Source organism: Picosynechococcus sp. PCC 7003 (assembly GCF_001693255.1).
Lineage (GTDB): Bacteria > Cyanobacteriota > Cyanobacteriia > Cyanobacteriales > MRBY01 > MRBY01.
This window is the reverse complement of the sequence record NZ_CP016474.1, coordinates 2,673,744-2,696,834: the sequence shown is the minus strand read 5'-3', so window position 1 is coordinate 2,696,834 and position 23,091 is coordinate 2,673,744. Positions and strand designations below refer to the sequence as shown.

General features: G+C 51.1%; 22 protein-coding genes. 13 read left to right on the top strand and 9 right to left on the bottom strand.

Translation table 11 applies throughout. From position 1 onward, the window contains the following. Positions 1 to 20: 20 nt before the first annotated feature. Positions 21 to 1,106 carry a 3-isopropylmalate dehydrogenase gene (leuB, locus tag AWQ21_RS12765; RefSeq protein WP_065714866.1) on the bottom strand — a complete coding sequence of 362 codons (1,086 nt, stop codon included), beginning with the start codon at positions 1,104 to 1,106 and terminating at the stop codon, positions 21 to 23. A gap of 36 nt (positions 1,107 to 1,142) precedes the next feature. On the opposite strand from leuB, the gene AWQ21_RS12760 reads away from it, so the two are divergent. The 5 genes from AWQ21_RS12760 to AWQ21_RS12740 all read left to right on the top strand — a co-directional run bounded on the left by AWQ21_RS12760 (position 1,143) and on the right by AWQ21_RS12740 (position 5,963). Further along, on the top strand, positions 1,143 to 1,412 hold the full coding sequence (locus AWQ21_RS12760) for a hypothetical protein (protein ID WP_198159657.1): 270 nt from the start codon (positions 1,143 to 1,145) through the stop codon (positions 1,410 to 1,412). A gap of 6 nt (positions 1,413 to 1,418) precedes the next feature. Next, a complete protein-coding gene (locus AWQ21_RS12755; RefSeq protein ID WP_065714865.1) occupies positions 1,419 to 2,651 on the top strand; it encodes an NAD(P)/FAD-dependent oxidoreductase in 1,233 nt (410 codons plus the stop codon). A gap of 30 nt (positions 2,652 to 2,681) precedes the next feature. After that, positions 2,682 to 4,166 (top strand): TldD/PmbA family protein, encoded by a 1,485-nt coding sequence (locus AWQ21_RS12750; RefSeq protein WP_065714864.1) that lies wholly within the window; start codon positions 2,682 to 2,684, stop codon positions 4,164 to 4,166. Between the two features lie 190 nt (positions 4,167 to 4,356). Then, a complete protein-coding gene (locus AWQ21_RS12745) occupies positions 4,357 to 5,136 on the top strand; it encodes a pseudouridine synthase (RefSeq protein WP_065714863.1) in 780 nt (259 codons plus the stop codon). Further along, positions 5,133 to 5,963 (top strand): RodZ domain-containing protein, encoded by an 831-nt coding sequence (locus AWQ21_RS12740; protein WP_065714862.1) that lies wholly within the window; start codon positions 5,133 to 5,135, stop codon positions 5,961 to 5,963. Before AWQ21_RS12745 ends, AWQ21_RS12740 begins: the two co-directional genes overlap by 4 nt. 2 nt (positions 5,964 to 5,965) lie before the next feature. Here the strand turns inward: AWQ21_RS12740 and rsmI are convergent, their stop codons facing one another. Genes rsmI through AWQ21_RS12725 form a run of 3 tightly spaced genes read right to left on the bottom strand, consistent with a single transcriptional unit; the run spans position 5,966 to position 8,877 of the window. Beyond that, a complete protein-coding gene (gene rsmI / locus AWQ21_RS12735) occupies positions 5,966 to 6,811 on the bottom strand; it encodes a 16S rRNA (cytidine(1402)-2'-O)-methyltransferase (RefSeq protein ID WP_065714861.1) in 846 nt (281 codons plus the stop codon). Between the two features lie 35 nt (positions 6,812 to 6,846). Then, positions 6,847 to 7,950 carry an FAD-binding oxidoreductase gene (locus AWQ21_RS12730; RefSeq protein ID WP_083998023.1) on the bottom strand — a complete coding sequence of 368 codons (1,104 nt, stop codon included), beginning with the start codon at positions 7,948 to 7,950 and terminating at the stop codon, positions 6,847 to 6,849. Between the two features lie 3 nt (positions 7,951 to 7,953). Further along, positions 7,954 to 8,877, bottom strand: a complete 924-nt coding sequence (locus tag AWQ21_RS12725) for a class I SAM-dependent methyltransferase (RefSeq protein ID WP_065715347.1) — start codon at positions 8,875 to 8,877, stop codon at positions 7,954 to 7,956. A gap of 204 nt (positions 8,878 to 9,081) precedes the next feature. Here AWQ21_RS12725 and AWQ21_RS12720 point away from each other — a divergent pair, with 204 nt between their 5' ends. Then, positions 9,082 to 9,426 carry a DUF760 domain-containing protein gene (locus tag AWQ21_RS12720; RefSeq protein ID WP_012307958.1) on the top strand — a complete coding sequence of 115 codons (345 nt, stop codon included), beginning with the start codon at positions 9,082 to 9,084 and terminating at the stop codon, positions 9,424 to 9,426. 137 nt (positions 9,427 to 9,563) lie between these two features. Here the strand turns inward: AWQ21_RS12720 and AWQ21_RS12715 are convergent, their stop codons facing one another. From AWQ21_RS12715 to AWQ21_RS12705, 3 genes are all read right to left on the bottom strand, one after another. Then, complete coding sequence (locus AWQ21_RS12715) at positions 9,564 to 10,454, bottom strand: S1 RNA-binding domain-containing protein (RefSeq protein WP_065714860.1); 891 nt, start codon at positions 10,452 to 10,454, stop codon at positions 9,564 to 9,566. An 86-nt stretch (positions 10,455 to 10,540) separates the two neighbouring features. Then, entirely contained in the window at positions 10,541 to 12,349 is a 1,809-nt protein-coding gene (locus tag AWQ21_RS12710; RefSeq protein ID WP_065714859.1) for a bifunctional diguanylate cyclase/phosphodiesterase, read from the bottom strand. A gap of 32 nt (positions 12,350 to 12,381) precedes the next feature. Then, entirely contained in the window at positions 12,382 to 13,500 is a 1,119-nt protein-coding gene (locus tag AWQ21_RS12705) for a PAS domain-containing sensor histidine kinase (RefSeq protein WP_065714858.1), read from the bottom strand. A gap of 184 nt (positions 13,501 to 13,684) precedes the next feature. On the opposite strand from AWQ21_RS12705, the gene AWQ21_RS12700 reads away from it, so the two are divergent. After that, complete coding sequence (locus AWQ21_RS12700) at positions 13,685 to 14,284, top strand: methyltransferase domain-containing protein (protein ID WP_065714857.1); 600 nt, start codon at positions 13,685 to 13,687, stop codon at positions 14,282 to 14,284. Positions 14,285 to 14,304: 20 nt separating this feature from the next. On the opposite strand, the gene fabG is transcribed toward AWQ21_RS12700, so the two are convergent. Continuing rightward, positions 14,305 to 15,069, bottom strand: a complete 765-nt coding sequence (gene fabG / locus AWQ21_RS12695; RefSeq protein WP_065714856.1) for a 3-oxoacyl-[acyl-carrier-protein] reductase — start codon at positions 15,067 to 15,069, stop codon at positions 14,305 to 14,307. A gap of 109 nt (positions 15,070 to 15,178) precedes the next feature. Here fabG and AWQ21_RS12690 point away from each other — a divergent pair, with 109 nt between their 5' ends. Continuing rightward, the gene (locus tag AWQ21_RS12690) at positions 15,179 to 15,502 is read left to right on the top strand and encodes a co-chaperone YbbN (protein ID WP_012307964.1); all 324 of its coding nucleotides are present in this window, start codon (positions 15,179 to 15,181) and stop codon (positions 15,500 to 15,502) included. Between the two features lie 312 nt (positions 15,503 to 15,814). Beyond that, positions 15,815 to 16,378, top strand: coding sequence for a hypothetical protein (locus tag AWQ21_RS12685; RefSeq protein ID WP_065714855.1), 564 nt, complete (start codon positions 15,815 to 15,817; stop codon positions 16,376 to 16,378). Between the two features lie 78 nt (positions 16,379 to 16,456). On the opposite strand, the gene AWQ21_RS12680 is transcribed toward AWQ21_RS12685, so the two are convergent. Next, positions 16,457 to 17,605, bottom strand: a complete 1,149-nt coding sequence (locus AWQ21_RS12680; RefSeq protein ID WP_065714854.1) for a murein transglycosylase A — start codon at positions 17,603 to 17,605, stop codon at positions 16,457 to 16,459. Positions 17,606 to 17,938: 333 nt separating this feature from the next. On the opposite strand from AWQ21_RS12680, the gene AWQ21_RS12675 reads away from it, so the two are divergent. From AWQ21_RS12675 to AWQ21_RS12660, 4 genes are all read left to right on the top strand, one after another. Continuing rightward, entirely contained in the window at positions 17,939 to 19,639 is a 1,701-nt protein-coding gene (locus AWQ21_RS12675; RefSeq protein ID WP_065714853.1) for a SulP family inorganic anion transporter, read from the top strand. A gap of 182 nt (positions 19,640 to 19,821) precedes the next feature. Continuing rightward, positions 19,822 to 21,237, top strand: a complete 1,416-nt coding sequence (locus AWQ21_RS12670) for a cation:proton antiporter (RefSeq protein WP_065714852.1) — start codon at positions 19,822 to 19,824, stop codon at positions 21,235 to 21,237. A 63-nt stretch (positions 21,238 to 21,300) separates the two neighbouring features. Further along, on the top strand, positions 21,301 to 21,651 hold the full coding sequence (locus AWQ21_RS12665) for a cation:proton antiporter subunit C (RefSeq protein ID WP_315862193.1): 351 nt from the start codon (positions 21,301 to 21,303) through the stop codon (positions 21,649 to 21,651). Beyond that, the gene (locus AWQ21_RS12660) at positions 21,651 to 23,084 is read left to right on the top strand and encodes a cation:proton antiporter (RefSeq protein WP_065715346.1); all 1,434 of its coding nucleotides are present in this window, start codon (positions 21,651 to 21,653) and stop codon (positions 23,082 to 23,084) included. The genes AWQ21_RS12665 and AWQ21_RS12660 overlap by 1 nt, the downstream gene beginning before the upstream one ends. The last annotated feature ends 7 nt before the right edge of the window (positions 23,085 to 23,091 follow it).

The window sequence follows — 23,091 nt, the reverse complement described above, 5'->3', positions numbered from 1 at the left end:
ATCAACGCCCAGGGTAAGACCTAAGCAGTGAGAGCCGCCAGGAGTTTTTCGCCCATGCCTTTACAACCTAGGAGAGTCATCCCCTCGGACATAATATCCCCCGTGCGGAAGCCTTGGTCGAGCACCGTTCGTACCGCCTGTTCAATTTTTGCCGCTGCTTCCGGTTGGTCAAAGGAGTAACGCAACATCATCGCCGCACTGAGCACCATCGCCAGGGGGTTGGCCTTATCTTGCCCCGCAATGTCTGGCGCAGACCCATGCACCGGTTCATAAACTCCAGGGCCATCCGCGCCCAAACTGGCCGAGGGCAACATGCCAATACTCCCTGTGAGCATGGCAGCGGCATCGGAAAGAATATCGCCAAATAAGTTCCCCGTGACAATGGTGTCAAACTGCTTCGGTGCGCGGATCAACTGCATGGCGGCATTATCGACATACAGATGGGACAGTTCCACATCGGGATAGTTTTCGGCCATCAAATTGAGGCGATCGCGCCATAGTTGCGACACATCGAGGACGTTCGCCTTATCCACAGAGCAGAGGCGATGGTTGCGTTTTTGGGCAATCTCAAAGGCGACTTTCGCAATACGATCCACCTCCGACTCGTCATAGACCATCGTATTAAAACCCCGTTTTTCGCCCGTTTCTAGGGTGACAGTACCTTTAGGTTTCCCGAAATAGATGCCGCCGGTGAGTTCCCGCACCACCATAATATCGACCCCTTCAACCACATCCCGCTTTAGGGTCGAGGCATCAATGAGCTGCGGCAGAATTGTTGCCGGACGTAAATTCGCAAACAGACCCAAACCGGCACGCAGGCCCAATAGCCCCGTTTCTGGCCGTTGCTCCCGGGGCAGATTATCCCACTTGTAGCCGCCGATCGCCGCAAACAATACCGCATCACTGGCACGGCAAATATCTAGGGTTTTTTGGGGGAGGGGTTCTCCGGTGGCATCAATGGCCGCACCCCCCATCAAAGCTTCGGTAAAGACAAACTCTAGATCAAATTGTTGGCCGATGGTTTTTAAAACATCTACGGCCACGGCCAAAATCTCGGGGCCAATGCCATCGCCAGGGAGGAGGGTGATCCGGTATTGCTGGGTCATAGGAGGGTGTTGATCTAGATATTTTTGCAACTGTTTATGATAGCGGGTTTTGGGCGGCCCCAAGGGGCGAATGTTAGACTAGAGGAGTTATTTGACCCGGTGTGTCGCCTTGTGAATCGCTCCAATTCTTCCGGTGTTCTCTACCTCTTCATCACTTGCCTCGTCTGCTTTCTGCTGCTCTGGATTTTGCGGGGGTTTGGGGTGCCACCCTTTACGCTATTGCCGGGGGGCATTATTAATATCATGTTGCTCCTGACGCTCCTTTCTGGGATCCTCTATGGACTGGAGTGGACAAAGAATTACTAACGAACCATGGCAAAATTAATCGTCGTTGGCGGTGGGGCGGCGGGATTTTTTGGGGCGATCGCCGCTGCCCGGGCGAACCCAAAGTTAGAGGTGATCATCCTCGAAGCGGGCAAAACATTTCTCAGCAAAGTAAAAATTTCTGGGGGCGGCCGCTGTAATGTCACCCACCATTGCTTTGATCCCGTGGAATTAATCAAAGCCTATCCGAGGGGCCAGCGGGAGTTGCGGGGGGCCTTTAGTCAGTTTCAGCCCCGAGACATGATCGCCTGGCTCAAGGGGGAGGGTGTTCAGCTCAAAACCGAAGCCGATGGGCGGATGTTCCCGGTGACGGATGATTCCGAAACGATTATTCAGGCTTTTTTGCGAGCTGCCACCCAGGCAAAAATTCAATGTCGCACCGGGGCCGTGGTTCAAAGCATTGTTAAAGATGAAACCGCGCAATTTCAAGTGAATCTTAAGGGGGGCGATCGCCTTTCTGCCGACTGCATTTTGTTAGCCACGGGGAGTCATCCTTCGGGCCATCGATTCGCTGCCACCTTGGGCCACAAGATTGTGCCGCCGCAACCATCGTTATTTACGTTTCAGATTAATGATCCCCGTCTCCAGGGTTTAGCTGGAGTGAGTGTGCCCAAGGCCATTGTGAGTATTAAGCTAGATGCCAAGAAAAAACTCGTGCAAACGGGGCCACTGCTAATCACCCATTGGGGCCTGAGTGGGCCAGCGGTTTTGAAACTCTCGGCTTGGGGGGCGCGCACGTTAGCCGAACACCGTTACACAATGCCCCTCACGGTCAATTGGCTCCCTGACATCAACCCAGAAACCCTCCGTCAACAAATCCAAACCTTTAAAACCCAACATCCCAAAAAGAAAATTACGACCCTGGCCCCGGTGGACATTCCCAAGCGCCTGTGGCAAAGCTTGGCGCAGTATGCAGGGATAACCACCGATCAAAACTGGGCGGATTTATCAAAGAAACAATTAAATGTCCTCTGTCAGGAACTCACCCAAGGCCAATACAGCATCCAAGGGAAAGGCGTTTTCAAGGAAGAATTTGTCACCTGTGGCGGTGTTTCCCTGAAGGAAGTCAATTTTAAAACCCTCGAAAGTCGCTGTTGTCCGGGTCTCTATTTCGCTGGAGAAGTGCTCGACATTGATGGGATCACTGGGGGTTTTAATTTTCAGAGTGCTTGGACGACCAGTTGGCTCGCGGGTCAGGCGATCGCCAAAAATATTCACTAAGATCACAACAACCTCATTCTTTTTTAAACCATGGTTCAAGCCGCGCCTCACCCCCAACATTTGACGTTTAGCGACCTCGCCCAAGCTGCTATTCAGCTGATCCGGCAACAGGGTTGTGAGTATGGCGAAATTCGTCTCTGTACCTATCGCAAGCAGCGACTCTGGGCCCAGGATCGTTCCCTCAAACGCCTCAGCGATAATGTCAGTGCCGGTTTTGGGGTGCGGGTACTGTGGCAGGGAGCTTGGGGATTTGCCGCGAGCCACCGGCGGACGACCGCAGAGATGGTACGCGTTGTGCAATTAGCCATCGATATTGCCAAAGGCAGTCACCTCAGCCAACGGGAACCCATTCGTTTGGTGCCAGTGCCCGCCTACCGCGATCGCTACGAAACGCCGATTCAAATTGATCCGTTTGCGGTGTCCCTCACGGAAAAAACAGACCTCCTCCTCGATTTAACGGATCGGTTCCTGGGCCATGATCCCCAGATTAAAAAAGCCTATGCCTATCTGAGCTTTACCCAAGAGGACAAAATCTTTGCTTCGACGGAAGGATCTTTAATTGAACAACGGCTCTATCGCAGTGGGGCCGGGATGGGTTGTACGGCGGTGGCCAATGGGGATGCCCAGGGTCGCAAATATGAGCGATCGCCCTTAAATCTCGGCTATGAACACATCGAACCGGAAACCCTCCGCAACAATGTCGAGCGCGTCGCCCAGGAAGCCATCGAAAAAGTCCATGCCCCCGAAGCTCCCAGCGGTGAAACAACCTTGATCCTTAAACCCAGTCATCTCTGGCTTCCAATCCATGAATCTGTCGGCCATCCCACGGAGTTAGACCGGGTTTATGGCTATGAGGCGAATTTTGCCGGGACAAGTTTTGCCACCACGAATCATCTCAATCAACTGCAATACGCAGCCCCCTGGGTGAATTTCAAGGCAGACCGCACCCAACCCGGTGGTCGCAGCACCGCTGGCTATGACGATGAGGGGGTTAAGGCCCAGGAATGGTACGTTGTCAAAGATGGCATTTTGACGGATTACCTCACTGACCGAGAAACCGCCCACCGCCTCGGCCGACCGGAAAGTAATGGTTGTGCTTTCGCCGATAGTTGGGCCAGTGTTCCCATGGTGCGGATTCCGAATCTCGGCCTCGAACCGGGAGAACCTGGGGGCGATCGCACGGCAACCCTCGCGGAAATGATCGCCGATACCAAAGACGGTTATCTCATCGACGGGGATGATACTTTTTCCATTGATCAACAGCGGCGGAATTTTCAATTTGGCGGTAATGGGGTCTGGTACATCAAAAACGGTCAACTCAACGGCATGGTCAAAAATCTCACTTACCAGAGCATGACCACAGAATTCTGGAATAAAGTAGAGGCGATCGCCCCAGCTTCAGAATTAGAACAGCGCGGCACCGATATGTGCGGCAAAGGAGAGCCAATGCAGATTGCCCAAATGACCCACGCCTGTGTCCCTATCCGAGTAGGCAACATCACCATTGGTCGTTAAGGGACGAAATTACGCCGGGCGTCGTGGGTAAACAATCAAGGTTGGCCCTTGCTCTGACCCACATTTGTCAAGAAATTTCAACATCCCCCTTTTGTTTTAGGTATTTATGCGGGGAAACAACACCTGCTAAGATTTGTAAAATATGACTTGCAATTTTCCTGGCTTTTTAAAAACCAGCACTCCATAATCTATGGCTGAAAGAGTGCAAAAGATTCTCGCCCGTTGGGGCATTGCTTCACGGCGAGGCGCAGAAAAACTCATTCTCGCTGGACGGGTTACCCTCAATGGCAAACCCGTTCAGTTGGGTGATCAAGCAGATCCAGAAGGCGATCGCCTCTGTGTTGACGGTAAACCCCTCAAGGTTGCTGAACGGCCACGACATTACTATTACCTTATCCACAAACCCAAGGGGGTGGTTTCTACCTGTGCCGATCCTAAGGGACGATCTACGGTCTTAGATTTACTGCCCCCACCGCTCCGACAGGGAAAGGGAATTCATCCTATTGGCCGTCTCGATGCCCAATCCACAGGGGCGTTGCTGCTGACCAATGACGGTGATTTCACCCTGGCCTTAACTCATCCTCGGTACCACATTCCCAAAACCTATCGCGTTTGGCTAAAAGGGAAAGTGCCAGAGCATATCCTCGACCAGTGGCGTCAGGGGGTAATGTTAGGCGATCGCCGCACTTTGCCCACCCAAATTCACCTCAAAACCATTACCCAAGATAAAACCTGTATTGATATCATGCTTACCGAAGGGCGCAACCGCCAGATTCGTCGGGTAGCTGATCAGCTCGGTTTTCCTGTGGTAAAACTCCATCGTTTAGCCATTGGCAACCTACACCTGGGCGATCTGCAACGGGGCCAAGCCCGTCCCCTAACCAAAGCTGAGATCAAACAGCTCCGATCCAAATATAATTCTAATTTTCCATTCCATTCATCCGCCCCAGTCCGGGAGTACCAAGCATGAAGGAGACAGCGATCCATTCCCCCATCCCCCAGCAAGAATACCTTGCCCAAATCGGTGTCCAGTTGCAGCAACAACGCCTCGCCAAAGGCTGGTCTCTCGCCTTTGTTTCCCGTAAAACCAATATTCGCCGGGCACTCCTGGAAAGCATTGAAGCAGGTCGCCTTGAGGAGTTACCAGAGCCGGTTTATCTCCAAGGTCTTCTGCGTTGCTATGCGGCATGTCTTGGCCTCGATGGTATGGCGATCGCCCAGGAATTTCCCCAAGCCGAGCCCCAAAACCGTTGGCACATTCCCCACTGGAGCCAATTTATCTATCATTTCCAGTTGCGGCCTAGCCACCTTTACCTTGCCTATTTGTTGATCATCGTCGCCACAGTGCAATCCTTGGGTAATATCGTCCGTAACCAAAATCCCAGTCTGACGCCCCAGCTAGATCCGGCACTTGTAGAAAGTAAAATCCCAGCCCGTCAAGAAAACACGACTACCCAAAGCATAGCCTCATCTCAACCCGTCGCCACCACCAACCCCGATGGCAATGCAGCAGACGCATCAGAATCAGTGGTGGTTGATATCCAAACCCAAGAAATGGCTTGGATGCGGGTGGAAATCGATGGTCAAACGGCCTTTGAAGGCACCCTCGCTAAGGGCACCCAAAAACAATGGATCGCCGATGAAAGTGTGCGCGTCCGTTCCGGTAATGCCGGGGCTGTTTACATCACCATCAATAACCAACAACCCCATCGTTTAGGGGAACCCGGTGCCGTCGAAGAGTTTACCTACCAGGCCAAAGCCGACAACAACAAACCTAAAACCCAGGCATCTTCTTAGACTTAACTCTCTAGATCAGTACTGAGTTGATAAATGTGGCGGCGGGAGAGGTTGAGTTGTTGGGCGAGGGTGCGACTAGCCCCGGAACGGCTCATACCCTGTTGGATTAACGTCTGAAGTTGGGCCAAGATTTCCGCATCAGTCGGTGCCTCCTGGTCAGTTGTTGGGCTCGCCCCGGCCAAAATCAGGGTGAATTCCCCCTTGGGGTTGTGCTGCTGGTAATGGGTGAGGGCTGTTTCTAGGGTGCCGCGCCAAAATTCTTCGTGGAGTTTTGTCAGTTCCCTAGCGCACACAAGGGGGCGATCGCCTGCAAAATGCTCCAGCAAATCCGTCAGGGTTTTCACCAATCGATGGGGCGCTTCGTAGAAAATTAGGGTGCGGGGCTCCTCGCACAGTTGCGCTAAGAGTTGATGGCGATCCTTTTTCTTGGGGGGTAAAAAACCTTCAAAGACAAATTTTTCGGGGGAAATACCGGAGGCAATTAAACCCGTCAGTCCGGCACTCACCCCTGGAATGGGCACCACCGTAATTGCTGCGTCGATGGCACTGGCGACCAATTCAAAGCCAGGATCGCTGATCCCCGGTAATCCGGCATCGCTAACTAGAGCAATATTTAGCCCACTGTGCAATTTTTCGAGGAGTTGCACCTGTCGTTGGTGCCGGTTGTGGTCGTGGTAGCTGATTTGGGGGGTGGCAATTTGAAAATGCTTGAGAAGTTTGCCGGTGTGTCGGGTGTCTTCGGCGGCGATCAAATCAACGGTTTTGAGGGTGGCGATCGCCCGGAAAGTCATGTCATCAAGGTTGCCGATGGGGGTGCCCACCAGATAAAGGGTGCCGGAGGTCGTCATAGTTTGTGTTAGGAAGTTTAGGAATTGGAACAGACTTAAAAAGGAATGGTTTCTGGGGCCAGGAGCCAATCGCGGATCGTTAAAGCCGTAGCTGGGGCCAAGAGTACGCCATTGCGGTAGTGACCCGTGGCCAGGAGGATATTGTCATAACCCGCTAATCCTTTGAGCACGGGGGCGCCTTGACCATTCGGTCTGGGCCGTTTCCCTGACCAATGCCGGAGAATTTCTGCCTGTTTTAACACCGGATAGAAGGCGATCGCCTTTTGGAGCACTTGATCAGCGAGGTTCGCATCGGTGGTGATCTCACCTGTTTCAGCGGGAAATTCCACCGTCGCCCCCACCCAATATTCCCCTTGGCCGAGGGGCACCACATGGATATCTTCAAAACTCACCACGGGTTGAAAAGAAGTTTGCGGTTCAACTTGTTCTGGCACGCGCAGGTGAAAGGCTTGCCCCAACACTGGCCCCAGGGAAAGGCTTTCGCTTAGATTTTTGGTTATCTCTAGGGAACCTAAACCCGCTGAAACAATGAGCCAATCACAAGGATAGCCGTTTTGATCTGTGACAATTTTTTGACAATGTTGATCTGTGACATCCAACCTGGGCTGGGAGACCCCAAATTGACAGTGCACACCATTTCGTTGGGCGACGGCCAGGAGCGATTGGGTGAAGGGGACGGGCTGCACCTGAAAATCCTGGGGCGAAAAAATGCCGCCAGCGGCTTCCCCGGCTTGGAGGTGGGGACAATGTTGCTGAATCATTTCCTGATCCCAGATTGCCAACTGCCAACCCGATGCCTGGCGAACATCCCGGAGGCGATCGCCTTTTGCGAGTTCTTCTGGTTCGCGCAGTAACTTCAAAATGCCGTGGGGATTGTGGGGCACTGGCTGACCCGCAGCGGCGAGTTCTTTCAAAAGCTCAGGAAAGCGTTCCATACTGCGACGACGCAATGTCCAGGCGCGACCCTTCGTTTTGCGACTGATGATCCCCATCAGCACTCCCAGGGCCGCCCCCGTTGACCCACTCGCTGGTTGGCTTGTATCTAAAACCGTAATCTCGAACTGATCTAATCGGCTCAACTCATAGGCGATCGCCGCGCCGACGACCCCTGCGCCTAAAATGACAACCCGTTTCACCATGGCTTAATCCCTGACCTTGGCAATGACCGTGCGGTGACGAACGGTATTTTCTTGGATGAAGGGGGCCTCAAACCCAGCCCGCTGCAATTCCTCGGCCACATCCAGGCTGAAATACTGATCCAAATAGGGTTCTGTACTTTTGAGCAACGTCAAAATATAGGGGGGCATTTTTTTATAAACTTCCGCCTGGGGATTCATGTCCATCATCGCAAAATAGCCACCTGGTCTAAGAAGTCGTTTGGCTTCTCGGAAAATGGCGATCGCCGCTGTCTGGGGCAGCTCATGGAAAATCAAAGAACAGGACACCAAATCAAATGATTGTCCCGGCAGGTTGGTATCCTCTCCGGGCGCGTGGCACCAGGTAAACTGATCTGCGTGATGAGCGGTGCGATATTTTGCGACTGCCAAAAAATAAGGCGACAAATCTACTCCCGTCAATTGTGTTTGGGGGAAAACCTGCTGCAATGCTTCCGTACTCATGCCCACACTGCAGCCAATATCGACAATTTTTTCAGGGGTAATATCAATGTTAAATTTCAGAATTTGGTGGTAGCTATCCCGCAGCAACGCATCCCCTTGGACGTTCGGTTCACCAAACAAGGTTGAATGGACAGAATAGGCCGCCGATTCGACCTCTAGGGCCGGCTCCCAACCCAAATTTCCAGCCTCATAGGCGTGGAATGAGCGCAGATAATATTCGGGATACTCTAAATCCGGATTTTCAACCGCTGCAAGATCCCCCTGCCAATCCCGTTGTTTCAAGGTCGCCACAGTCTCCCGCCAGGGCACCCCTAACCTTTCGGCCCGCTGAATCATCATCGCCCGGGCGCGGTTTTTCGCAAGGGCGGCGATCGGTCGAATTGCCAAAAGGCCATTGGCTAGCTTGACACGGAAATCGGTGGATTGGCGAGAAGAGCTTACGGTCATCGTCGGCATAAATTACAACAGGGTTTGCAGGCGTTATTCATTTTACAGTTGATCATCCCCAGGGACTTTTTGGGGGCGATCGCCCCCGTGATTCACACCATTGGCCCCTAGCGCTCTCCCTAAGCTCTCCGGCTACCCACCATGTACAGTCTGATAAATAAAAGCTAAAGTGGGGGGTGAGCAGTAATATTTTCGGACTAAGGAATGATTTTTAACTCTGACTTCTTTTCCGCCGACGTTGACGAACAAGCCGCAAACAATTTAATGGAATACTTGCAACAGCAAAATCCGGACGTACTTGCACGGGTGGCCCAGTCCGCTAGCTCGGAGATAAAAGATATCATCGCCCACAATGTCAGAGGCTTAATCGGTGTCTTACCTCCAGATGATTTTCAAGTAAGCATTACCACCGACCGCGAAAATTTAGCAAATCTCCTGGCGTCTGCCATGATGACAGGTTATTTCCTCGGCCAGATGGAACAACGCATGAACCTAGAGTCTAGCCTCGTTGAATCTGGCTCCCTCCATACGGACTTAGACTTTGAGTAGCCTCCCTGTAAAGCACAGAAAATAGTCGCTTTCTGAAATTTACCCAAAAAAAAGATGGTCTAAAGACCACCTCAAACCACCAGTTAAGTTAGTTAATTCTGGTTAACAAGGGAAACTTTTCCCTTATTTTTTATGCCTTAAACCAGATTGAGTTTTTTGCGGGCTGCCTCTACCCGTTCCTCGGCATTGGTTTGTACTGCGTCAAACTGCTCGATCACTTCACCGGGGAATTTTTCGAGGGCCTGTAGGGACAGGGAAATGCGATTATTACTTTCTTCAATGTCTGTGATCAGCACCCGCACCGTTTGGCCAATGCTAAAGAGGGCTTCGATTTGTTCAACGGGCTTGGCACTAATTTGACTGCGGTGGAGGAGTCCAGTCATGCCATCGAGTTCAACGAAAACGCCGTAGGGCTTGAGATTCACCACGGTACCACTGACCAAAGCCCCAATTGACAGGCGACGCATCACTTCGGCTTGGGCAGCATAGCGTTGGGACAGCACTAATTTGCGACGTTCTTGGTCAAACTCCAAGAAGTTGACTGTCAGGAGTTGCCCCATTAGATCATCGATATTTTTATCGACTAGGTGAGAGTTGGGAATAAAGCCCCGCAGTCCTTGAACATCACCAGTGACGCCGCCCCGGTTACTACCTGTGACGCGCATCTGGACGGAGTTGCCTGCTTCGGCGGCTTGGGCGAGATCTTCCCAAACCCGTTGTTCAGCTAATTTGCGGCGAGACAGGGTAACTTGACCTTCGGCGTTTTGGCCCCGGACAATCAAAAATTCAACGTTTTCGCCCACGGGCAGAGCCGTATGGGCATCTGTCTCGCCAGCCAGGAGTGCATCCCGGAGGGGAGAAAACCCAGGTGATTTTCCACCAATATCCACGAGGACGCCATCGGATAGATGTTCAAAAATTTTTCCTGTGACCACTTGCCCCTGTTCGAAATGGTAGTCATGTTCGGTGAGGGCATGCTCAAAGTCGTCCATGGAAAAGGCGATCGCGGGATTAGGCTCTGCAGTCATTGTGAATAAATGTCTGATACGAAAAAAGATTGGAATAGGCTTAATCCTATCGTACTCCGGTTCTTTCTTCGCGTCAGGGTCAGAAGCTAGGCGGGCTCGGGTGAGATTGGACACGGTTCGTAAAAGTTTTGGTCGGCCTGGAGCATCGCTGTAAATTTTTCGGCGGGCACCGGCGGACTAAATAAAAATCCCTGGATCTCGTCACAATGTTGCGTCTTGAGGAATTCTAATTCGGCCATGGTTTCGACCCCTTCGGCGACGGTGGTTAGTTCGAGCTGCTTGGCCATCATGATGATGTGTTTGACAATGGTGGAGTTGGTAATGTTATGGGCGACGTTGCGGACAAAACAGCGGTCAATTTTGAGGATATCAAAGGGGAAGTTTTGGAGGTAGCTCAGGGAAGAGTAGCCTGTCCCAAAGTCATCAATGGCAATGGGAAAACCGGAATTTTTTAGGGCTTGCAGATGGGCGATCGCCAATTCCACATCCGAGATTAAAATACTTTCGGTCACTTCCAACTCAATTTGGGCCGGATTAACCCCGTACTTCTGGGTGATTTCGACTAGATTTTCGACCAGTTGTGATTGGTAAAACTGTCGTCCAGAAAGATTGACGGCGATCTTCGGAGTGGCCATTTCTCCTTGCATCCACTGTTGAGCCTGGTGACAGGCGGCCCGAAACACCCATTCACCAATGCTAGTGATCAAACCATTTTTTTCAGCGAGGGGAATAAATTTAGCCGGTGACACCATGCCCAAGGTGGGATGAAACCAGCGAATGAGCGCTTCTGCACCGACAATTTTTCCAGTCGTGGTACTAATCTTGGGTTGGTAATACAGGGTTAATTGATTTTCTTGGATCGCGTCGTAAAGATCCGCATCGAGAAGCAGATTTTGGTGATTGGCATTAATTTGCGCTTCTTGGAAATAGAAATAGTAGTTTGTGTTACCCCGTTGACGCGCCGTCTCCATCGCCTCTTTTGCTTGGTTGAGGTACTTATCAAAATTGTATTCCCGGTAGGGCATGGTAATCATCCCGATGTACCAATTGATTAAGATCTTTTGTCCATTGACCGTCAGGGGGCTCTCAAAGGCTTCTAGGATTTGCTCTGCCATTTGATTGAGCTCGGCCTCATTCACCGCGCAACTGGGGGGATAAATCACCACAAAATCTGTGTAATTTAAACAGGCTAAATAGGCATCCTCGGCCACCACCGTCACCAACTGGCGCACAATGTGTTTGAGGACAACATTGCCAAATTGATACCCAAAGAGTTCGTTTATTTTTTCAAATCGATCAACGCTCAGGTAAACAATCGGAATTTGCCATGATTCATGGGGTTTGAGTTGTTGGTGAACAAACGGTTCCCACTGCTTGAGGAGGCGGTTGAGGTCATCCCGGAGGGCGAGTTGGTTGGGAAGCTGGGTAATGGGATCGTGGGTGACGGCGTAGTTGATTTGTTGGCGATCGCCGGCCTGTTTTTTCTGCTGGAAATAGCCTTGCCAAGAACGACGTTTCCGCAAACGCGTTTTAATGGCGTCGAGTAATTCGTAGGTTGTAAAGGGTTTCGTGAGGTAATCATCGGCCCCCAAATTCATCCCCTGGCGAATGTTTTCTTTGGTGCCTTTAGCCGTTAAGAAAATAAACGGGATCGTCTCGGTTTCCGGATCCGCTTGGAGAATTTCTAAGACCCCATAACCATCCATGCCCGGCATCATAATGTCGCAAATAATCAAATCTGGACGATTTTCGATGGCAATCCCAACGCCAATCTGTCCATTTTCTGCCTCTAGAACCTGATAATCTTCGGCGATGAGCAGCGTAACGATTAGCTCTCGGATGGAATCTTCGTCTTCAATGACGAGAATGGTAGGGGAAAGTGAGGAGGCAACCATAGTAGATGTTTCTCATGGGACTTGTGCGTCAGTCATGGATTACTCACGAAAGAGCAGGGAATATCAACGCGGAATGTGGTGCCAGAATTCACGAGACTTGCGACCATAATCGTACCATTGTGCAAGTCGATGTAACGTTTCACAATGTGTAGCCCCAAACCGGTGCCTGGAATTTTGCCGACATTTTGGGCTCGGTGAAAGGGTTCGAATAAATGGGGTAAATCAGTTTTGGGAATGCCAATTCCTTGATCTGTGACGGTGATGCTGACTTGTTGCTCGCCGCAACGAACCGCCAGGCTGACGGCTTCACCGGGAAAGGAATATTTGAGGGCGTTCGAGAGTAAATTCGACAAAACATGGCGGATAATCTTGGCGTCTAGTACGGGTAAGAGGCGGCGATCGCCTTGGTATTTGGGGGCGAAATCAAACCGGATTGGGTGGGTATGGCCAAACACAACTTGCAGCTCTTCGATGATGTCCTGGCATAGCCCTTCAAAATGCATAGGCGCTGGTTCTAGGGTGAGTTGCCCCGCATCAACACGACTGACCGAAAGCACATCATCAACTAGGGTTTGGAGCCGTTGGGCCGCCCCCTTAATTCGCTGTAGATGCCGCCGTTGCGCCTCCGGGTCAAATTTGTGGGCGTATTGTTCGAGGAGTTCTGTAAAGCCCAAAATCGAGGTTAAAGGGGTGCGAAATTCGTGGGAAGCGATGTCAATGAAACGGGTTTTCAGTTGATTGAGTTCTTTTTCACGCATCAGGGCATTGTGCATATCGAGCTCTACCTGTTTGCGATCGCTAATGTCACGCATCACCCCAATCACCCAAAATTGACCCAACTCTTGCGCAACAGCATCCTTGGGGACCCCCCGATCCTGGATCCAAACATAGGAGCCGTCACGATGCTGAAACCGATAGTCCAACTCGTAGGCTTGTTGTTGGGTACAGGCTTGTTCTAGGGTGGCCAAGACTTTGGTTTGATCCTCTGGATAGAGCCGATCTAGCCAAATTTGAGAATTTTCACCCATTTCCGCGGCAGAATACCCCAAAACCCGCGTAAAATCCCCGTACCAAACCATTGCACCTGAGGTTAAACAGCGTTCGTAGACGATGTCGCCAAGGGCTTTGATCAGAGCGGGATTATATTGCATGGGCAAACTGCGGTAGGACAGGCGGAGGAAAAGAAAAATGATTAGACAAAGGAGAATGAGGGACTACTGATCGCCCAACGGCAATCAATCTGAAAAGTTCGATCAGAAAAGTCGATGAAAATAAGTGTAATACTGAATTCAATAAACTCATTTATGCTCTGCAACGAAGCTTTAAGGTTAGGCCATGGTGATGGTACGGGATACAAATTTTTGGGAAGAAAAATATCAAATGGCTCAACATCGTTGGGATCTGGGCCAAGCAGCACCACCGCTCCAGGATTTTTTAGCAAAGACATCGACATCGCCCCAAGGGGAATGGGGGGTTTTGGGCTGTGGTCAGGGCCATGATGCTGTGTTTTTGGCAAAACAGGGATTCTCGGTAACGGGGGTTGATTTTGCTCCATCGGCGATCGCCGCTGCGAAAGCGTTAAGTCAAGAGCATGGTGTTACTCTTAATTTACTCGAAGAAAATATTTTTGATCTCAAAAAAAGTCATAAAAGTCACTTTGACTATTTGTTTGAGCATACCTGTTTCTGTGCGATCGCCCCAGAACAGCGCCCCGATTACGTTACCCTCGCGGCGACAATCCTCAAACCAAGGGCCAAACTCTACGGTATTTTCTATACCCATAGCAAACCGGGAGGCCCGCCCTTTGGCACGACCCCCCAGGAATTAAGGCAATTATTTGCCCCACAATTCAACATTCTTGCCCTGGATCCGATTCAAAACTCTGTGCCGAGTCGGCAAGGGGATGAACATTGGGGCATCTTCCGGAAAAAATAGGCGATCGCCCAGGCTGCGTTTTAGTGCATTACCATGCCGCCATCAACATTGAAGGTTTGGCCTGTAATGTAAGCGGCGGCAGGATCAGCGGCGAGGAAACGGATCATCCCAGCAATTTCTTCCGGTTGACCATAGCGGCCCAGTGGAATGTACTTGAGAATTTCATCGGCTTCGAGGCCTTCGGTCATGTCAGTGGCGATAAACCCAGGGGCCACAGCATTAACCACGATATTCCGACTGGCCAGTTCTTTGGCGACAGTCTTCGTAAAACCAATGACCCCTGCTTTGGCGGCACTGTAGTTGGCTTGACCAGGGTTCCCCATGAGACCGGCAACGGAGGTGATGTTAATGATCCGGCCCCGCCGTTTTTTCATCATCGGTTTGGTGACGGCTTTGGTACAGAGAAAGACCCCCGTGAGGTTGAGGTCAATGACAGCCTGCCAGGCATCGAGCTTCATGCGCATCAGCAGGGTATCTTTTGTGATCCCGGCGTTGTTGACGAGGATATCAATCTGGCCCCATTGGGCGAGGGTTTTTTCGACGAGATCGTTGACTTGATCTTCCTGGGACACATCGGCTTGGAGGGCGATCGCCTCTCCTCCAGCGGCCTGAATCTCAGCGACCAATGCTTCGGCGGCGGCACTGGAACGGGCGTAGTTGATCACCACCTTGGCACCTTCTGTGGCGAGGGCGATCGCCGTGGCTTTACCGATCCCCCGAGAGGCCCCGGTGACGATGGCCACTTGATCCTTCAAACATTGTTGCGCGGCGGGTAAAAGCTCCATTGCCTATCTCTCCAAAAGTCTTTGCGTTTTGATGACTGGGTTATCATAGGAGTTAGGGTCGTGCGATCGCAACAATTCCCCTAGCAATCCCGTTTCGGAGCTATTTTCCATGGCTGTCAAAAAACAATTTTCCAGTTTTGAAGCAATGTTACAGGCCGCTGAAAAGCCTGTTTTAGTCGATTTTTATGCAACCTGGTGTGGCCCCTGCCAAATTATGGGCAAAACCCTCGAAGAAATCAGTCCCCAAATGGCCAATGAAATTCAAATTGTCAAAGTAGATGGCGATCGCTATCCAGCCCTTGCCTCCCACCACGGTGTCCATGCCTATCCCACCCTTGTGCTCTACAACAAAGGGCAGTTAGTTTCCCGCATCGAAGGAGCCGTTGCCGCGCCGCAACTGATGCAACAAATCCGCCGCGCCCTCCAAAATTAAGCCCTCGAAATCGTCCCTCCGATGATGAGCTTAACGATTACGGTAAAAAATATCCCGTCCCAACCACAGTGGAAGATTTACATTTCTTGACCCAGCCGGGTCTTTTTTTGTGAGCAAAAAATCACATCGTAAACTTATGAGAAGAAAGGCTTTTTTCCCCTTCCATTAAGGTTTCGATTTACGTTACAGTCAGAGATAAGAAAATTAAATAAAGTCACAAGAGAAATTTTTCGCCAGTCATCCAGGAATTGGAAAATTTTTCAGGGCAGTATCGAGATTTTTAGCAGTTGATAGAGGTTTAGGGAGCGCAATATGGTGTGGCAAAAGTTAAGAAAATTTGCAGGTCATTTCGTGGCCCGGCCAGTGGCGCTGTTGCTGGGTTTAGGTCTAACGGCGATCGCCCCAAATTTAGCCCAGGGGGCAACCCTCGAACACCGTGCCCTGAGTCGGAGTGAAAACTTTTTTGCGTCCCTAAATACCCGCTTAATCGCCCAGCAGCAAAGTGCCGTCTTCGTTTATGGAACATCTCCCGTTGCCCAACAATTAGGCCAAGATTACATGGTGCTTCAGGTAAATGGGAACAACCGAGTGCAAGGGGTCTTTTATCAAGTAAATTCGGAATATGCTTGTTTTTCGGGGGCGATTAACAACGGCGAGTTAGATTTAGCCGTCCTCGATCCCCATGAGCAGGTAGCTTACGATTATCAGCTGGACTACGTCGGTAAGGCTTATGTCGCCGATGGTGGCGATCGCCCGACGTTGCAAATGGTTCCGGCGGGCTTCCAGCCGATCAATGTCCCCAGTGAGCTAGATTATGCTCTGCTCAAGGAATGCGCAGATTTCCAAGCGCCAACGAAGGCCGTTGTTGATATCTAACGAACTTTTGAATCTTAAGACCAGTCCCCCTAGATTGAGACATTTAGGGGGATTTTTGATCGAGAAATCGAGCGAGACTTAATCCTTGAGGAGGAGATAGTAAAGATTTCCTGGATCATTAACGAGACCGGCGCGGGTTTGGGTGTTTGGCCCTGTGCCGAGGAAAATATCAACCCGTCCGGCTCCTTTGATGGCGCTACCTGTGTCTTGATCGAGGACATAACGACTAACGGGGAGTTTTAACCAGTCTCCATTAGCCCGCTGATAGGGAAGTTGGGTCGCAATAAAGGCGATCGCCCCTGGGGGAAAAATACTTTTATCGGTGGCGATCGAGCGTTCTGCTAAGACGGGCACCCCAATACTGCCGATGGGCGGTGACCCGAAGGTTTCCTGGAAAAAAATAAAGCGATTATTACGAGGAATATAAGTACTGAGTTCTGCGGGGTTCGCCTCAAAATAGTCAATTAACTTGGGGAGGCTCAATTCCTCTGGCTGAAAAATCCCTTCATTGATCAGTTCTTTGCCGAGGCTGACATATTCATAATCGGTGCTGCCATCAAAACCAATGGTCATGGTGCGGCCATCGGTCAATTGCAACCGGGCAGAACCTTGCACCTGAATCAGGTAGGCTTCGAGGCGACTTTTTAGCCAAACCAATTCATGCCCCCGCAAGGGACTATTGCTGGGGGGAATACCATCACGGCCTTCTAAGGCAATGCGACTGGGGTGGGGTTGCGACCAATTTTCAAAACCGGGGGGCTGACGATAGAGAGGATATTGAAATTCGCTGGTTTTGACAGGGCTGGCGACGTAGGCCGGCTCAAAGTAGGCGGTGAAGTCCACCTGGCCCATACCATCTTTGCCCACAGACCGATAGAAGACAAATTCTTGCTGGATCGCTTGATGTAATTGACGGGGGTCGGGATACTGTTGCACCAACTGTCGAAACCGTACCAGCGATCGCCGCACTTTTTCTCGACTGAATCCGGGGACTTGTACCTTTGTGTAATCCTCTTGGGCGGTATTGGTATCGATGTAACGCAGGCTATGGTCAATGGCATTTAGTAACTTTTGGCGTTCTGGGTTTTGCCACAGACCGTAATCCGGCAAGGCGATCGCCCCTGGATTTGTGGTCGGTTGGAGCACCTGGGTGAGGCCCGGCTGACTGACCAAACTGGCTAAGGCTCCCAGGGTTGCAATAGTTAAACCAGACCAAAAAATTTTCATAACATTTCCTTTCCTTAGACGCCCCACAAAGTTTTGCCATTGTAACTTGAACCCTAGAAATCTCCCCCAGCCCATTGGGCCATGGGCGATCGCCAGCCTATCTTTTTCATAAAAAAAACTTATCTAATTCATCAAAAAGATAGTTTTCCCAATGGAGACAATTGGTAGGGGGCTATGGTTAGATATTAATCAATACAAAATAAATTTTATATAGACATTAAACTATGTTGCTGTTGTGCCAGCAACTTTGCCCACAATCAGCAAGCCGATCCGGAGATCCTTTATGGTTTGTCTAGTAGCTTTGCTCACTATTGATTTGAAAAATGCGTAACCATGCAGATAACCAACAAAATTCACTTTAGGAATATCCGAGGCGATATTTTTGGGGGGCTAACGGCGGCGGTCATCGCGTTGCCCATGGCCCTAGCTTTCGGGGTAGCGTCTGGTGCTGGGGCCGAAGCCGGTCTCTGGGGTGCTGTGCTTGTGGGCTTTTTTGCGGCCCTCTTTGGGGGAACCCCGACCCTCATTTCTGAACCCACGGGGCCGATGACGGTGGTTATGACCGCTGTGATTGCCCATTTCACTGCCAGTGCTGCCACCACAGAAGAAGGTTTGGCGATCGCCTTTACCGTCGTCATGATGGCCGGGGTTTTCCAGCTTGTTTTTGGCGCTCTCAAGCTCGGCAAATACGTCACCATGATGCCCTACACCGTTATTTCTGGCTTCATGTCAGGGATTGGAATCATCCTGGTCATTTTGCAGTTAGCTCCCTTCCTGGGGCAGGCGAATCCGGGGGGCGGCGTTATCGGCACGCTCCAAAGTTTACCGACATTACTCAGTAATATTCAACCGGGCGAAACGGCCTTAGCTTTAGGTACCGTGGCGATCATCTGGTTTATGCCCGAACGGTTCAAAAAAGTGATCCCGCCCCAATTGGTGGCCCTTGTCCTTGGGACGGTGATCGCCTTTTTCGTCTTTCCGCCAGAGGTGAGTGATCTCCGTCGGATCGGTGAAATTAGAGCCGGATTCCCAGCATTGGTTCGACCGAGCTTCAGTGCGACTGAATTCCAGAGAATGATTCTCGATGCGGCAGTATTAGGGATGCTCGGTTGTATCGATGCCCTTTTGACTTCCGTCGTGGCCGATAGCTTGACCCGTACCGAACACAATTCCAACAAAGAATTAATTGGTCAGGGTCTAGGGAACCTCTTTTCTGGGTTGTTTGGCGGGATTGCTGGGGCTGGGGCCACCATGGGCACTGTGGTAAATATCCAGTCTGGTGGTCGATCTGCACTGTCTGGCTTGGTGCGAGCCCTGGTTCTCTTGGTGGTGATCCTTGGCGCTGCCAGTTTAACGGCAACTATTCCTCTCGCTGTATTGGCTGGGATTGCCTTCAAGGTCGGGGTTGACATCATTGACTGGAGTTTCCTAAAACGGGCCCACGAAATCTCCCCCAAAGGAGCCTTCATTATGTACGGCGTCATTCTGTTGACTGTCTTGGTTGACTTGATTGTTGCCGTGGGTGTGGGGGTCTTTGTGGCCAATGTGCTCACCATCGAACGGATGAGTAATCTCCAGTCCGAAAAAGTCCAAACGGTCAGTGATGCTGACGATAATATTCGCCTGACTGCCACCGAAAAACGTTGGTTGGATGAAGGCCAAGGCCGCGTTCTTTTGTTTCAACTCAGTGGGCCGATGATCTTTGGGGTCGCGAAGGCGATCGCCAGAGAACACAATGCGATGGGTGACTGTGATGCCCTCGTTTTTGATATCGGTGAAGTGCCCCACATGGGGGTTACCGCTTCCTTGGCCCTAGAAAATGCCATTGAAGAGGCCCTCGACAAAGAACGTCAGGTTTATATCGTCGGTGCTGCGGGCCAAACTCGCCGCCGTCTGGAAAAACTCAAACTCTTTAAGCGGCTCCCCCCCGATAAATGTTTAATGTCGCGGGAAGAAGCCCTAAAGAATGCCGTGCTGGGAATCTATCCCCACTTGGCGGAAGGTGTTGCGGCCCCCAGTTCAGAGATGGGTTAAAGCCCTGATCTGCTGTTGGCCGCTGGCTATCTGAATCCAACTTGCTGGCTTGTCTGAGTTCGGTACGGTTGGCAGATAGCCTTCCTCCTGGCGCGACAAAACCGATCCTTATTTTTCACTTTTGTCCCATACCCGCAATATTTGCGATCGCTTTTTACCAAAACGTTTGAGGCAAAAATTCTATGCTATGTCCCACAATACTTCCCGGCAGTTTGCCAGGATTTACAGATTTCCTTCCTTCCCTGTCCCTGGCGACGACCCCAGAGGCTGACTACGGTTCATTTGTGTTAACTGGCGTTTTAATGACCCTAGTGGTGATCTATGCCATGAGTAAGTTGGGGGGAGAACTCTCCAAGCGGGTCGGTTTGCCCCCCGTGCTAGGGGAACTGGTCGGGGGCGTCCTAGTTGGGGTCTCTGCTTTACATTTGATTGTCTTTCCGGAAACAGGAGCAACGGCTGCCGACTCAAGCTTAATGCTGTTTTTGCAGCAGCTTGGCGGTTTAGATGGCACTGCCCTTGAGCATATTTTTGCCAGCCAAAGTGAAGTGATCTCAGTCTTGGCAGAGCTCGGGGTCATTGTGCTGTTATTTGAAATTGGCCTCGAATCAGACCTCCGGGAGCTGAGTAAAGTGGGTTCCCAGGCTGCGGTGGTCGCGATTGTCGGGGTGGTGGCACCTTTCCTTTTGGGGACGGTCGGTCTCGTGACCTTGTTCCATACCCCGGTTATCCCCGCTATTTTTGCTGGGGCAGCCCTCACGGCCACGAGTATTGGCATTACCTCTAAGGTGTTGTCGGACTTGGGCCAGCTAAAGTCTACCGAAGGCAAAATTATCGTTGGTGCTGCGGTGATTGACGATGTGCTGGGGATTATTGTTTTAGCAGTGGTCGCGAGTTTGGCCAAGACTGGGGAAGTGGATCTCCTAAATGTGGTCTATCTGATTATTGGTGCCAGTGCTTTTCTGTTGGGCTCAATCCTGCTCGGTAAGTTCTTTAACCAAGGTTTTGAGGCGATCGCCGCCAAATTAAAAACCCGTGGCGCGTTGTTGATTCCGGCCTTTGCCTTTGCGTTGGTAATGGCAATCATTGCGAACTTGATCCATTTGGAAGCCATTTTAGGGGCCTTTGCGGCTGGTCTGGTGTTGGATGAAACGGATCTCCGTAAAGAGTTAGACCGTCAGGTGATGCCCATTGCCGACTTTTTAGTACCCATCTTTTTTGTCACCGTGGGGGCAAAAGCAGACCTCGGCGTTCTCAACCCCTTCGAGTCCGCCAACCGCGCCGGATTAGTGATTGCTGCTTTCTTGATCGTTGTGGCAATCGTCGGGAAGGTAATCACGGGCTGGGCTGTCTTTGGTCAGCCGGGGGTGAATCGTTTGGCCATTGGTTTTGGCATGATTCCCCGGGGGGAAGTGGGCCTGGTTTTTGCGGGCATCGGTTCTGCCAGCGGTGTGTTGGATAAGCCCCTAGAAGCCGCCATTATTGTGATGGTCATCTTGACGACTTTCTTAGCACCGCCTCTACTCCAGGCTGTTTTGAACAAGCCCCAGGATCCGGATGTCCCCGCAGAGCGGGAGGCCCTCGAAAAAATGTCGGTATAGGAAATCATTGATTGGGGATTGCCATGCTGGTAATCCCTTAACTCGGACGGAGGGAATGCAGCCATGTCTATGTCTATACTCGAAGCCTGTGTATTTGCGGTGATCTTTATTGGGTTTTTCGGCATCATCTTTAAAAAAAATTTGATTATGAAAATCCTGGCCATGGATGTGATGAGTACCGGGGTGATTGCGTATTACATTCTTGTGGCGGCCCGAGGGGGGATTTTTGCTCCCATTGTGGATGCTGAACAGGAGGCGATCGCCTATGCCGATCCGGTGCCCCAGGCCGTTATTTTGACGGCGATTGTGATCGGATTTTCGATTCAAGCCTTGATGCTCGTGGGCGTGATGAAGTTGTCACGGGATAATCCGACCTTAGAAACCAGCGAAATCGAAAAAAGCCATACGCCATGATCGACGACATCACAATTATTTGGATTTTGTTGCCGTTTGTGGTGGGGTTTAGTATTTATCTCTTGCCCCGCTGGAACCGTTATTTTGCCTTGGCGATCGCCGGCCTCTCGGTGGCCTATAGTATCGGTCTGCTTTGGAGTCTAGAGCCTTTTACCCTAGAACTCTTGGATAGCTTCGGCGTTACCCTGATGTTCGATGAACTGAGTGGCTACTTCATTTTGATGAATGGGCTGGTGACGGGGGCTGTACTCCTTTACTGTTTCGATAAACAGAAATCACCGTTTTTCTATACCCAACTGGTGATTCTCCATGGGGCGGTGAATGCGACTTTCTGCTGTGCAGATTTGATCAGTCTGTATGTGGCCCTAGAGTGCATTGGGATTGCCGCATTTTTATTGATCACCTATTCCCGCAGTGATCGCTCCCTCTGGGTTGGCCTGCGCTATTTATTCATTAGCAATACCGCGATGTTGTTTTATCTCATCGGTGCGGTATTGGTCTACCAGGCGAGTTATTCCTTTGCTTTTTCGGGTTTAGCGGTGGCCCCCAAGGAGGCGATCGCCTTAATTTTCCTCGGCTTGCTCACCAAGGGGGGCATTTTTGTCTCCGGTCTGTGGCTCCCCCTCACCCATGGGGAATCAGAAACCCCCGTATCCGCCCTTTTATCAGGGGTCGTGGTTAAAGCTGGCGTTTTTCCCTTGGCCCGGTGTGCCCTACTCGTGCCAGAACTCGATCCTATCGTGCGTTTATTTGGCGTGGGGACAGCCCTATTGGGGGTTGGCTATGCGGTGTTTGAGAAAGATACAAAACGAATGCTGGCTTTTCATACCGTTTCCCAATTGGGCTTTGTGTTGGCCGCTCCGGCGGTAGGGGGGTTTTATGCTCTCACCCATGGCCTCGTTAAAGGTGCGCTTTTTCTCACGGCGGGACAGTTATCGAGTCGCAACTTTAAGATCTTGCGCGAACAGTCGATTCCCCGGGCGTACTGGTGGGTCTTGGTGCTGGCCTGTGCCTCGATCTCTGGACTGCCCTTTTTGGCGGGCTACAGTTCTAAAATTCTGACGATGAAGAATATCCTGCCTTGGCAAAGCTTTGCCCTCAATGTGGCGGCGGTGGGGACAGCGATTTCCTTTGCGAAATTTATTTTTCTCCCGACCAAAACAGACCCCAGTCTCAAAATTTCGCCTAATTTCTATGGCGCGGTTGTGCTGCTCCTGGGGGGGTTGTTTGTGACCAATAGTTTTTATCTGGAAGCTTATCAACCCAGTAATATCCTCAAGGCTTTGGTGACCATTGGCATCGGCTGGCTGGCCTATGGGCTGATTTTCCAACGGATTACGGTTAAGCTGCCCCGGGTGGTAGAGCAATTTGAACATCTCGTGGGGGTGATGAGTCTGGTGTTGACGGGTTTGTTTTGGCTGGTGTTGGCATAGCGCAACT

Coding starts and splice junctions, on each gene's coding strand:
- leuB (WP_065714866.1), bottom strand. CDS start 1,106: ATGACCCAGCAATACCGGATCACCCTCCTCCCTGGCGATGGCATTGGC.
- AWQ21_RS12715 (WP_065714860.1), bottom strand. CDS start 10,454: ATGACTGCAGAGCCTAATCCCGCGATCGCCTTTTCCATGGACGACTTT.
- AWQ21_RS12685 (WP_065714855.1), top strand. CDS start 15,815: ATGGTGTGGCAAAAGTTAAGAAAATTTGCAGGTCATTTCGTGGCCCGG.
- AWQ21_RS12720 (WP_012307958.1), top strand. CDS start 9,082: ATGATTTTTAACTCTGACTTCTTTTCCGCCGACGTTGACGAACAAGCC.
- AWQ21_RS12665 (WP_315862193.1), top strand. CDS start 21,301: ATGTCTATGTCTATACTCGAAGCCTGTGTATTTGCGGTGATCTTTATT.
- AWQ21_RS12700 (WP_065714857.1), top strand. CDS start 13,685: ATGGTGATGGTACGGGATACAAATTTTTGGGAAGAAAAATATCAAATG.
- AWQ21_RS12680 (WP_065714854.1), bottom strand. CDS start 17,605: ATGAAAATTTTTTGGTCTGGTTTAACTATTGCAACCCTGGGAGCCTTA.
- AWQ21_RS12755 (WP_065714865.1), top strand. CDS start 1,419: ATGGCAAAATTAATCGTCGTTGGCGGTGGGGCGGCGGGATTTTTTGGG.
- AWQ21_RS12690 (WP_012307964.1), top strand. CDS start 15,179: ATGGCTGTCAAAAAACAATTTTCCAGTTTTGAAGCAATGTTACAGGCC.
- AWQ21_RS12705 (WP_065714858.1), bottom strand. CDS start 13,500: ATGCAATATAATCCCGCTCTGATCAAAGCCCTTGGCGACATCGTCTAC.
- AWQ21_RS12745 (WP_065714863.1), top strand. CDS start 4,357: ATGGCTGAAAGAGTGCAAAAGATTCTCGCCCGTTGGGGCATTGCTTCA.
- AWQ21_RS12760 (WP_198159657.1), top strand. CDS start 1,143: ATGATAGCGGGTTTTGGGCGGCCCCAAGGGGCGAATGTTAGACTAGAG.
- rsmI (WP_065714861.1), bottom strand. CDS start 6,811: ATGACGACCTCCGGCACCCTTTATCTGGTGGGCACCCCCATCGGCAAC.
- AWQ21_RS12675 (WP_065714853.1), top strand. CDS start 17,939: ATGCAGATAACCAACAAAATTCACTTTAGGAATATCCGAGGCGATATT.
- fabG (WP_065714856.1), bottom strand. CDS start 15,069: ATGGAGCTTTTACCCGCCGCGCAACAATGTTTGAAGGATCAAGTGGCC.
- AWQ21_RS12750 (WP_065714864.1), top strand. CDS start 2,682: ATGGTTCAAGCCGCGCCTCACCCCCAACATTTGACGTTTAGCGACCTC.
- AWQ21_RS12670 (WP_065714852.1), top strand. CDS start 19,822: ATGCTATGTCCCACAATACTTCCCGGCAGTTTGCCAGGATTTACAGAT.
- AWQ21_RS12730 (WP_083998023.1), bottom strand. CDS start 7,950: ATGGTGAAACGGGTTGTCATTTTAGGCGCAGGGGTCGTCGGCGCGGCG.
- AWQ21_RS12710 (WP_065714859.1), bottom strand. CDS start 12,349: ATGGTTGCCTCCTCACTTTCCCCTACCATTCTCGTCATTGAAGACGAA.
- AWQ21_RS12740 (WP_065714862.1), top strand. CDS start 5,133: ATGAAGGAGACAGCGATCCATTCCCCCATCCCCCAGCAAGAATACCTT.
- AWQ21_RS12725 (WP_065715347.1), bottom strand. CDS start 8,877: ATGACCGTAAGCTCTTCTCGCCAATCCACCGATTTCCGTGTCAAGCTA.